General features: G+C 53.1%; 11 protein-coding genes and 1 tRNA gene. 2 read left to right on the top strand and 10 right to left on the bottom strand.

All coding sequences use genetic code 11. The annotated features are described in order from the left end of the window. From JRG72_08475 to JRG72_08465, 3 genes are all read right to left on the bottom strand, one after another. A partial coding sequence (locus JRG72_08475) for a pilus assembly protein (protein ID MBW2135250.1) occupies positions 1-280 on the bottom strand: 280 nt, incomplete at its 3' end. A gap of 1,092 nt (positions 281-1,372) precedes the next feature. Further along, the gene (locus tag JRG72_08470; GenBank protein MBW2135249.1) at positions 1,373-1,450 is read right to left on the bottom strand and encodes a hypothetical protein; all 78 of its coding nucleotides are present in this window, start codon (positions 1,448-1,450) and stop codon (positions 1,373-1,375) included. Positions 1,451-1,656: 206 nt separating this feature from the next. Beyond that, positions 1,657-1,733, bottom strand: a tRNA-Met gene (locus tag JRG72_08465). A gap of 312 nt (positions 1,734-2,045) precedes the next feature. Here JRG72_08465 and JRG72_08460 point away from each other — a divergent pair. Both JRG72_08460 and JRG72_08455 read left to right on the top strand, forming a co-directional pair. After that, positions 2,046-2,273: a PqqD family protein gene (locus tag JRG72_08460; GenBank protein MBW2135248.1), complete on the top strand. Its 228-nt coding sequence runs from the start codon at positions 2,046-2,048 to the stop codon at positions 2,271-2,273. Between the two features lie 22 nt (positions 2,274-2,295). Beyond that, positions 2,296-2,487, top strand: a complete 192-nt coding sequence (locus JRG72_08455; protein MBW2135247.1) for a hypothetical protein — start codon at positions 2,296-2,298, stop codon at positions 2,485-2,487. A 10-nt stretch (positions 2,488-2,497) separates the two neighbouring features. Here the strand turns inward: JRG72_08455 and JRG72_08450 are convergent, their stop codons facing one another. The 7 genes from JRG72_08450 to JRG72_08420 form a co-directional block, all read right to left on the bottom strand. Further along, complete coding sequence (locus tag JRG72_08450; protein MBW2135246.1) at positions 2,498-3,748, bottom strand: MFS transporter; 1,251 nt, start codon at positions 3,746-3,748, stop codon at positions 2,498-2,500. A gap of 146 nt (positions 3,749-3,894) precedes the next feature. Further along, positions 3,895-5,163, bottom strand: a complete 1,269-nt coding sequence (gene aroA, locus JRG72_08445; GenBank protein MBW2135245.1) for a 3-phosphoshikimate 1-carboxyvinyltransferase — start codon at positions 5,161-5,163, stop codon at positions 3,895-3,897. Positions 5,164-5,269: 106 nt separating this feature from the next. Beyond that, on the bottom strand, positions 5,270-6,088 hold the full coding sequence (locus JRG72_08440; protein MBW2135244.1) for a shikimate dehydrogenase: 819 nt from the start codon (positions 6,086-6,088) through the stop codon (positions 5,270-5,272). Beyond that, complete coding sequence (aroD, locus tag JRG72_08435; GenBank protein ID MBW2135243.1) at positions 6,085-6,762, bottom strand: type I 3-dehydroquinate dehydratase; 678 nt, start codon at positions 6,760-6,762, stop codon at positions 6,085-6,087. The genes JRG72_08440 and aroD overlap by 4 nt, the downstream gene beginning before the upstream one ends. Continuing rightward, on the bottom strand, positions 6,759-7,844 hold the full coding sequence (gene pheA / locus JRG72_08430; GenBank protein MBW2135242.1) for a prephenate dehydratase: 1,086 nt from the start codon (positions 7,842-7,844) through the stop codon (positions 6,759-6,761). Before pheA ends, aroD begins: the two co-directional genes overlap by 4 nt. A gap of 3 nt (positions 7,845-7,847) precedes the next feature. Then, positions 7,848-8,840 carry a 3-dehydroquinate synthase II gene (locus JRG72_08425; GenBank protein MBW2135241.1) on the bottom strand — a complete coding sequence of 331 codons (993 nt, stop codon included), beginning with the start codon at positions 8,838-8,840 and terminating at the stop codon, positions 7,848-7,850. A 16-nt stretch (positions 8,841-8,856) separates the two neighbouring features. Next, positions 8,857-9,651 (bottom strand): class I fructose-bisphosphate aldolase family protein, encoded by a 795-nt coding sequence (locus tag JRG72_08420; GenBank protein ID MBW2135240.1) that lies wholly within the window; start codon positions 9,649-9,651, stop codon positions 8,857-8,859. Between the last annotated feature and the right edge of the window lie 531 nt (positions 9,652-10,182).

The following is a 10,182-nucleotide window of genomic DNA, read 5'->3' as shown; positions in this document are numbered from 1 at the left end:
CAATGGTCACATTATCGGCACTAATATCCTTCCCACACCCGTCTTTAACGGCTTCAACGACCTTGGCCTTGATGGCACCCGCAGTATTGCCATCCCAGGCCAGGACTTGCACCGCAGCCTCGCGGGCCCCGACCCGGGAGGCCCAGGTTAAAGTCTGTTTGTACCAGAAGCCAAAGCCGAAATCGATCACCCCGCCCACAAATAAGAGCAACAGGGGCAGGACGATGGCCATTTCCACCACGGCGACGCCCCGTTTATCTTTCAATAGCTTTTTTATCATACAGTTCAACCTCCTTGACCGGACCATGAAATTGACCGGACCATGAAATTCACTCAGGCCAGAGAAGTTTTTCCGGCCTCAAAAATTCCGTCAATACGGCCTTTTAAGGTCATATAATTAAATTTCCCAAGATTATTTTTCAAATTCTCCTTTTTTGCCCCAAGCTGCCTCTTATCAACTTTTATGCCTATATTAAGAATTGCCAAGCCTTTGTCAATAGGTACCAGGACCTAATTTGTATCTGCGGTAACCTTAATTTTTGGGCTCAACCTACTAATCGGTATCAATTATTAAAAACTTGAAAATTGAGCCATTCTGAATATTCGGTATTCGGTGCTGAGTTTATTGAAATTGAAATTGTATGGCCCTTACTATTAATACTTTATAATAAAGTTATAAACTTGAGCAATTATTTTCAAAAATCTTTACATAATATTTTTTAAACTTAATGGATCGATATAGTTGTTAATTTTTGTTTCAAAATCTAAACAAGATGTCTAATAACCTGAACTATCCCTGACCCGATTATCCTGTCTACCGCATTGCCCCAGTGAGGAGCGGTAAACCTGGCATCCCACCATAACAGTAATTACTTTTATAATTTGGAATCTCGTAAGCGTTAATTGTCGCAATGCTTGTGCCAAATTTTAAGTCAGAGTCAATAACCGTTTTAGACCGCTGGTGCTTCCGGCTCCGGGTTAGCAATTTAACTTTGACTATGAGGATGTGGCTATTATTCCTTAGCGGTAAGGGAAATGGGATGGGGATGGATAGGCTAACCCCGAAAGGTTCCTTTGGTGGTTATCCGATACTACAGATAAACCTTAATCAATCTTTTTTAACCTGTCCAGATATTGTAGAGAGTGATCACTTTTTAGACATCTATCGAATTATCCAGACTTTTTTACTTCGCTTAATCCCCTAACCCTGTTTTGCCACTGCCCATGTTAGGCGTGGTCAAGGGGCTTAGGCGGCTTTGATTGGCACCGCCAGGTTAGGGCCGGAGGCGGGCCGCCAATACCAAAGGGAGCGGGGCGGTATCGGTCACCGCCCGGCTCGAAGAAAAAGCCGTGGTTAACAACCGCTACCCAGCTACGGCAAGGGCAGTCCCAAGCCCTGGGCCACACCCTGCCCGTAAGCCGGGTCAGCCTTGTAAAAATGTTGCACCATGCGCTCCTTCTGCTTTTATAGACATTCTCGAAAATAATTTCTTATTCATCCCTCATCCCAACCTTTTCCCCGCAAGGGGAGAAGGGATCTTATAAGAAGAGATTTTTGAGAACTACTATAATTGGTATTTTGCTGATGAGCCAGGAGGTATGAAGGGGGATAAAATTAAAAAGGACTTAGTAAAAAACTAAGTCCTGGTATAGCCTTGGTAGCGGGGAGAGGATTTGAACCTCTGACCTTCGGGTTATGAGCCCGACGAGCTACCTGACTGCTCCACCCCGCGTCTTTATGTTTTTAATATATCTTTAACCAGAAAGGCTGTCAAGAGAGGCAGTCAAAATTAAAGGATAGGATAACTTGGCGTGTGGCTAAGAGGCCTGCCGGGTACAAAGTTTTAACCTGGACTAAAAATTTCTCTGAGACTCATTGCCAAAATAGACCACCGGCGGAGAGTTTACCATATGATCATATAGATTGGTACAAAGATTGCACAATTATCATTCAAGGTTCTCAATTTACATCGATTCAATCCAGGTAGCAGATTATGAATTCAAACCAGGTGCCGTTAAAGAAAGCGGATATCTGTCTGCATCAGATGGAACAGGGTGCCGTCCTTTATAATCCCCGGACGGAGGAAGTGCATCTGCTTAACCCGGCCGCATTGCTGGTTTGGGAGTGTTGTACGGGTGTCTATACCTTGGCAGATATTGTTCGACTGCTGGGTTCGATATATGGGCGGAGAGAAGATTTATCCTCTGAAGTACAAGTGATTGTCGAACAATTTGCCGAAAAGGTCATGCTGGAGCTAGTCTGTCGACATTAACCCTCCTGGTGGAGATAAAAACATGCTCGAGATTAAAGAGTTGGAAAGAATTTTACACCATATCCCGTCAAGCCGCAGATTGATGGTAATCAATGCCATCCTGAGCGAAGAGTACGAAGCCCCTCAAATGGTTTCCCTTCCCTATGAATTGGTGGCGCGTTTACAATCGACCATCAGGTATCGAGAACGCCACCAGGCTCCCTTTACCGATTGACTATTCATTTTCATTCTCCGGCCCGGGCCAGGTCTGGCGCCACCACTGCGATACCGGAAAGCAAAAGGCCGGCGCTACCGGCCAGAGCTAGCAGGGCTAATGATACGCCATATTGTAAACCGGCCAGGTCGGAGAGCCAGCCGATTAGAAACGGCGATGGTACATCTCCCACCAGGTGGATAATAATGATATTTAAAGCCAAGGCGGTGGCCCGGCGGCTGACCCCGGCAACGCTGACGATCACTGTGGTCAGCACCCCGGGATTGAGAAAAAGTAAAAAACAGGCGGCAAACAGTCCTAATCCATAAAACAGGGGTTGGGTGGAAAAAATGGCCAGCGCCCCGAAGGGCAAAGCAGCCAGCACTCCCAGGCCCCCGACCCAGAGGTGTGCCCGGCGGCTGATAGAGAACAGCCAATCTCCTCCCAGACCCCCGGCCAGCGTCCCCAGCCCGCCCGCAATAGTGGTAGCCAAGGCCATCAACAGATTGGCTTCTTTGAAACTCAGCCCCTTGTGCATCTCCAGAAAACGAGGCATCCAAAAAGCCAGGCCGCCCAGGGCAAAAGTGAGCAGCCCGTAACCCAGGGTGACTCGACGAAAGGTAGGAATGCGCCATAGTTCCAGGGCCATTGCCAAAGGCTGCCGGAAGCCGCCTTTAGGGTAGTGCTCGAAATCCGGACCGGTGGGAGCTGATTGTTGAGGAAGAGTAAAAATCAACAGGGCCAGCCCCAGTCCCGGCAACCCGGCAAGCAAAAAAGCCCAGCGCCAGCCCCAACGGTGACCCACCAGACCACCGAAATAATAGGCCAGCGCCGCACCCACCGGGATGGTGGCGTAGAACAGGCCGAGATAGCGGGCCCGCCGCGATATAGGAAGAATATCAGCCAGATAAGCCGGAGCCAGGGTGCCGAACGAGGCTTCTCCCAGCCCCACCAATCCCCGGGCAACCAGCAGGCCGGTATAGGTACTGATCCAAGCCGCCAGGCTGGTGGCCAGACTCCAAAGGCCGGCGCCGGTGGCCATCAAGCGAATCCGCCCCCAACGATCCCCCAGATACCCGAACACCGGCGAGGAAATTAGATAAACCAGAAAAAAAGCGGTGCCCAACAACCCAAAGGCACGATCTGACAGCCCCAACTCCAGCTTGATTGGACTGGCCAGAGCGGCGATGACATAGCGGTCGAGATAATCCAGCAGATTGAGGCCGGTAAGAATCAGGATGGCCCGGGGAACATTAGAGTTTTTATGGGATGTGGCTTCCAAATTGAGACCGGGAGCACCCGCGGTGATAGAGTCTTCAGAACATTCAATCCTAATTGGAAGTGGGAATCACCCCGCGGCTTATAGGATTTTCTAAGATCAGGCGTTAAACAGCAACCCAAGATTAAGAACTTGCCAGGAACCTTGATTTAATTTGTAGCCGTCAATCTGTCAAAATACTCCCAGAATTCCGGGAACGATTTGGCCACGCATCCTTCGTTGGTAATGATGATCCCCCGGACTCTCAGGCCTGCCAGGGCAAAGCTCATGGCGATACGGTGATCATTATAGGTTTCAATGGCGGCACCGTGAGGATGCCCCCCCTGGATGGCCAGACCTTCCGGAGTTTCCCGGGCGGCAATGCCGATCTTGGTCAATTCAGTGGTAACGGCCTGAAGACGGTTGGATTCCTTATGCCGCAGGTGCGCCACCCCGGTGATAGTCGTCTCCCCCTGGGCAAAAGCCGCCACTACCGCCAGGGTAGGCACTAAATCGGGCATGTCGGCCATGTTTACCGTTATCCCCTTAAGCGGCCGACCTTGCAGAACCAGGCCGTTGGGGGTTTGTTCAATTTGGCAACCCATTTGTTCCAAAATTTGGATAAACCGGGCATCCCCCTGGCAGGAAGGGGCCTTAAGATTGGTGATTTTTACCCGACCTTCGGTGATCGCCGCGGCGCCCAGAAAATAAGAGGCACTGGAGGCATCGCCTTCAATTTCATAAGTGCGGGCCTGGTAACGCTGGCCAGCCGGAATACTGAAAAACTGGTAGTTTTTGCGGAAGTAAGCAATGCCAAAGGCCGACATCACCTCCAGGGTAATATCCACATAAGGCCGGGATACCAGTTCGCCGATCACTTCCACTTCCACATCTTTATGGGCAAAAGGGGAGATCAGCAAAATGGCCGAAAGAAACTGGCTGCTGACCTGGCCGGCCACCCGGGTCGGTCCCCCGGCCAGACCACGGGCGTTGACGGCCACCGGCGGACAGCCGTTGCCCGCTTCGCAGAACGCTTCGACCCCTAAGGGGGTGAGCGCGTCCAACAGATCCTGGATAGGCCGCTGGTTAAGTCGCTCTGATCCCAACAGGCGGTAGCGGCCCTGTCCTAATGCCACCAATGCGGTCAAAAGACGCATGGAAGTACCTGAATCACCTAAATAAATAGGATTATCAGGCACCTTTAGAACCGCGGCGGTGCCCAGCACCCGACATTGATGACCCTGCCAGTCGATCTGCGCCCCCAATTGCTTCAGAGCCTGAGCAGTCAGCAAGGTATCTTCGGCCTGTAAGGGATTGTACAAGGTACTGGCCCCATCCGCCAGGCTGGCAGCAATTAAGGCCCGGTGCGTAAAACTTTTCGAACCGGGCAAAGTAATGGTTGCCTCGACTCGGTCAATCGGTTTAGTCTCCATAGCCATAGGTAGATACAATTCTCACTCAGTGCTTTTTCTGGGTCTTGGGATCTCGATGGTAAAAAATCGACCATCGAGGTACAGGGCCGCCAAGATTCGTTAAGATTGTTCGTTAAGATTTAACGGACAGGGCCGCCAAGGCGGCCTGCCGCATGACCTCCACCGGCGCGGATCGACCGGTAAACAGTTCAAACTGGACAACCCCCTGATAGATTAGCATCTGGAGGCCGTCGATGGTCTGGCCGCCGCGGGCCTCGGTCTCCTGCAAAAGCCGGGTCTTAAGGGGCCGGTAAACGATATCCATGACCAGGGAAAAGCGCCCTAATAATTCTGGAGCAATGGGTATCTCTTCCGTAGCGGGGGCCATACCCACCGGGGTAGCGTTTATTAACATCGCTGCCGGGCAGTGGGCCAGATCATGTAAGGCAATAGATTCCACCTGTAGTTCCCGGGCCAGGGTCTGGGCCCGGTCCCAGTCGATATCGGTGATCGTGACCTGTCCTCCGGCTTCGATGATCCCGAAGGCTATGGCCCGGGCGGCACCTCCGGCTCCCAGCAGCAGGAAATGCTGCCCCTTGATTTCAGTCCGATCTTTCAGGGCGGCGATCGCCCCCAGGTAATCGGTATTGCAACCTTGAAGCCGCCCCTGCTGATTGATCACCGTATTCACTGCGCCCATGGCCGCGGCCTTGGCGTCAATGTCGTCCAACAGCGGTATGATCGCTTCTTTGAAGGGGATGGTAACGCTGACCCCGCCGATATCGAGGCCTCTAAGCCCTAGGACCGCCTGCTCCAGATTCTGCACCGGAAAGGCCACATAGACGGCATTAACTCCGCGGGTCTGAAATGCGGCATTGTGCATGGCCGGACTTAAGGAGTGACCGACGGGCTGGCCCAATATGCCAAAAACTTTCGTGTTGCCATCAATCATGCCAAGATCCCCCAGATGGCTTCCACCTCTGAGACGGTCAATTGTCCGGGAGCCGATTCCCGGCCCGCTGCCAGGGTGGCAAAGGTCAGATAGCTGCCCAGCAAAGGGGCAATGACCCTGGAAAACTTTCCTAAAGGGCCCATGCAGAAGGCGATGATCTCCTGGCCCGCTCCATGGGCCTGAGGTATCAGGGACAGCACCCGCAGGTTATCCTCGGATTTCCGGGCCAGAGTGACCAGCTTAACCAGGTCAGCGTTTTGCTGCATCTGCTCCGCCAGGATATCCTCTAACCTGGTGGTTTCCGGCGTCCCCTGGAAGTCATGCCATGACAGGATAATCCGGGTGGAACCCCGCCGGGCCAGCAGGTCATCCCGCCATTGGGTTTCGGCCTGTAGTTCGACATCCAGGTATTCCACTCCCAGTTCCAGGGCCTCCTCCAGCAGGCGTTGCCGGTCCGTTTCGGACCCCTGCCATTGGCCGCCCTCCTGCGGCAGCCGGTTAGTGACGATCACCGGGCCCGGACGGGCCTCTAATAACCAAGGCAAATCGGGCTGCGCCAAATAATCTACCCGCAGTTCAGCCACATAGCCCCGCGCGGCAATCTGTTTCAGGGCTTGGGCCGCGGCCTGGTTACTCCGCTCAATGACCGGCACGCAGATTTTTAGCCTACTCAACTGATCTTCTCAACCACTTCCGAGCGCGGGAATGAGCCCATAACCTTAAAGAACACACTCAGTCGCTCCATTTCTGCCAGGCACCCCTTAACCGGCTCTTCATCCCGATGGCCGTCCAGGTCAACGAAAAAGAGGTAGCGCCAGGCCACCGTCTTAATGGGTCGGGAAACAATGCGGGTCATGTTGATGCGGCGTTCGGCCAGCGGTCGCAACATACTATACAAGGCCCCGGGCACGTCATCGACCCCAAAGATTATTGAGGTTTTGTCGGCCCCGGTAGGAGCCTGGCTCTGCGGCCCGATAATAAAGAAATGGGTGGCATTACCCCGATGATTCTCAATGCGGGGTTCGACCACCCGAAGATTGTAGAGAGAGGCCGCAAAAGAACTGGCAATGGCCGCCGAATTAGGGTTCTGGGCGGCCTTCTGTGCGGCCACGCCGGTGGAGCGCACATCCATGACCGGAATTTCCGGGAGGTGGGTCCGGAGCCATTGTCGGCACTGGGCATAGGCCTGCGGGTGGGTATAGATTATTTCAATGTCCTGGCGCTGACCGGTGCGGGAGATCAGATCATGCGAAATCTCCAAATAGACCTCCCCACAGACCTTGAGCGACGTCTCCACGAACAGGTCCAGGGTATCGTTGACTACCCCCTCGGTAGAATTTTCAATAGGAACTACCCCTAGATGGTACTTACCTTTTTCCACCTCGAAAAATACCTCCTGGATAGTCGGCAATGGTCCGAAATGGCTGCTGCGGCCAAATTTTTTAATCGCCGCCAGATGGGTAAAGGTCGCTTCGGGTCCCAAAAAAGCCACCTTCAAGGGCATCTGAATCTGCCGGGCCGCAGAGATGATCTCCCGGAAAATGTTATTCAAGGCCTCTTGGCTGAGTGGCCCGGTATTGCATTGCTGCAAATGGGACAGGACCTGTTGTTCCCGCTCCGGATCCAGGGTCTCCAGGCTCTGCTGGTTTTTGATCTCGCCGATGGTCCGAGCTAAGGCCTGGCGTTGATTGAGCAGAGAAACCAATTGTTCATCTAAGGCGTCAATCTGCTGCCGTAGGGTTTGCTTGTCGGTCATAGTCTATTTCTCAATTATGGTCTCACTAACTTTATAGCCGAAGTGGCGGCCAGCCTCTTCCAAGGCCACCAGCACTTCATCTCCGGGCTTAAGATGCACTACGGAAATTGCCTCGCCCCCCGGTTGAGTGAGTCGAATGGTCTCGGCATTCTGGACCACGGTGCTGAACTCCTGTCCGCCGCAACTGGCAGCAACCAGCATCAACGGCCGTTTTTCCAATTTTATCCGGCCCACCACCGCTGGTAAAGTGCGGCCGGTATGGTTGACGATCAACACTTCATCTCCGGCGGCCAGTTCCCCCAGATAGCGGGTTTTGCCCTCCGGAACCCGGATATAGGCGTGAACCGGACCAGCATTAACCCTGAAAGGCCGAGGCGCCACATAGGGGTTTTCCAGGGACTCGGCGTGGACCAGAAATAGGGCCGCGGAAGAGTTGCCGATCAGCATACCCTCCCCTTTGCCCATGTTGGTGCAGGTATCCACACAGACCCGATCGCCCATCCCCAGCGGCTTGATCTGGGTGATTTGGGCTACGGTTAATTCAACTGGCGGGGAAATCTCCTTAACCACCCGTAAAATCTTCTTCACTTCCGACATCTCGGGGGTGGTAATCACCACCCCATCCACGCCTCGCTCCAAAATTCCCAAAAAGGTGCGGGCATCTTCAGCATTGGTGACCTCGACAAAGAGATTAGCGGAGCGGGCTACCAGATTTTCCAAAGGAATGATCGTCCAATCAGAACATTGCACGATTACCGGGCCGCTCTGAGAAAGTCGAATGACCTCCGCTTCGTCTTCCATGCTAGTCAGCGTAATAGTATGGACGTCCTGTCCTGGGATCAGATCGCCATCCGGAGCAACTACCTGGAGGCGCCCCAAAGCCCGGACCTCATCGGCGTAGCCGCCCGGCACCAGCACCGCGTCGGCCCCACCTTCCAGGGCAGTGGTAACCCGCTTTTTATCCCAGGGATCAACCTTTACCCATGCCTGTTTCATCTTTGCTCCCTGATCATTAGGTTTGCAGAAAGGACAGGGCCTCCTCCACCGTGCTGTTTTCATGCACCAGCAGACTGATGGCCCCCACCATCCGACTCGGCTCCCGGTGTTGGAAGACATTGCGGCCAATGGACACCCCAGCACCGCCGGCTTCGATCGAGCCTTTGACCATTTCCAGGATGTCTCGGTCCGAGGTCATCTTGGGACCGCCGGCAATCACCACCGGCACCGGACAGCCAGCCACCACTTCCCGGAAGCTCTCCACCGACCCGGTATAGGATACCTTGACTAAATCCGCCCCTAATTCCGCGCCTAAACGGGCAGCGTGTTTGATGACCCGGGGCTCGTACTCATCCGAGATTTTTTCTCCCCGGGGGTAGATCATCGCCAACAGCGGCATGCCCCAATCGTGGGCCTCTTGCGCGACCTGGCCCAGATCGGTCAGCATATCCCGTTCCATGCCGTTCCCGATATTGACGTGGATGGAAACCGCATCCGCCCCCAACTTGATGGCCTCCTCGACACTGCAGACCAAAGTCTTGGCATGCGGAAAAGGCGACAGGCTGGTGGAAGCCGATAAATGAATAATCAGTCCCACATCCCGGCCCCGGCGGCGATGGCCAGTCCCGACCAGGCCTTTGTGGATGACAATGGCATTGGCACCGCCCAGGGCTACCTGATCTACGGTGGTCTTCATGTCAATTAAACCCTCGATGGGACCCACGGTGACCCCATGATCCATGGGAACCACCACTGTGCGCCCAGTCTCCCGATTAATAATGCGTTCCATGCGAATCTGTTTGCCAATCATTTGCTCTCCTCCTCGAACCGGGGTCTGGTAGCCAGGCTAATCACGACCTGGAATAATAAAAAAGCCGTGGTCGCCTGTGCTGCGCCACGGCTTTTAAAAGTCACTGTTTTTATTGGCTATTTGCTTTTAAAAGTCGAGGCGCAGGTCCAGGGCCAAAAGTAATAATAACAGCTAACGTTTCTCCCGGCCCGATCAGCGTCCATGCTCTTCTTTTCCTCGACTATTTATACCGAATTTATTAATCAAAATTTTAGCACCATGTCAAGCAAAAATTTATGCCACGGAAATTTTTGTCAGCCCGCCGCTGTTCACGGTAACAGACTCCAGCAGGGAAAAGTTTGGAAATCTAAAAATAAATGATATAAAAGGTAATTTAATTTATTACTCAGGTCATAAAATGAATGAATTGGGGTTAAAATAAACAGCTTGAGGGAAGGGCGGGGAGCCAGCGGTCCCCCGGTCCCCTCCTCTAAAAGTTAACCTTTTAGATGCTCGGAATAATATCTATAATTAATTTCGGTTAACCAGTAA

The organism is Deltaproteobacteria bacterium (assembly GCA_019309545.1).
Classification (GTDB): domain Bacteria; phylum Desulfobacterota; class Desulfobaccia; order Desulfobaccales; family Desulfobaccaceae; genus Desulfobacca_B.
The sequence above is the reverse complement of the archived record's forward strand: the minus strand, read 5'-3'. Positions and strand labels throughout refer to the sequence as shown.

What these genes read in the sequence shown, in the direction of transcription:
- JRG72_08470 (MBW2135249.1), bottom strand. Translation starts at nt 1,450, where the DNA reads ATGGTGCAACATTTTTACAAGGCTGACCCGGCTTACGGGCAGGGTGTG.
- JRG72_08460 (MBW2135248.1), top strand. Translation starts at nt 2,046, where the DNA reads ATGGAACAGGGTGCCGTCCTTTATAATCCCCGGACGGAGGAAGTGCAT.
- JRG72_08455 (MBW2135247.1), top strand. Translation starts at nt 2,296, where the DNA reads ATGCTCGAGATTAAAGAGTTGGAAAGAATTTTACACCATATCCCGTCA.
- aroA (MBW2135245.1), bottom strand. Translation starts at nt 5,163, where the DNA reads ATGGCTATGGAGACTAAACCGATTGACCGAGTCGAGGCAACCATTACT.
- JRG72_08440 (MBW2135244.1), bottom strand. Translation starts at nt 6,088, where the DNA reads ATGATTGATGGCAACACGAAAGTTTTTGGCATATTGGGCCAGCCCGTC.
- pheA (MBW2135242.1), bottom strand. Translation starts at nt 7,844, where the DNA reads ATGACCGACAAGCAAACCCTACGGCAGCAGATTGACGCCTTAGATGAA.
- JRG72_08425 (MBW2135241.1), bottom strand. Translation starts at nt 8,840, where the DNA reads ATGAAACAGGCATGGGTAAAGGTTGATCCCTGGGATAAAAAGCGGGTT.
- JRG72_08420 (MBW2135240.1), bottom strand. Translation starts at nt 9,651, where the DNA reads ATGATTGGCAAACAGATTCGCATGGAACGCATTATTAATCGGGAGACT.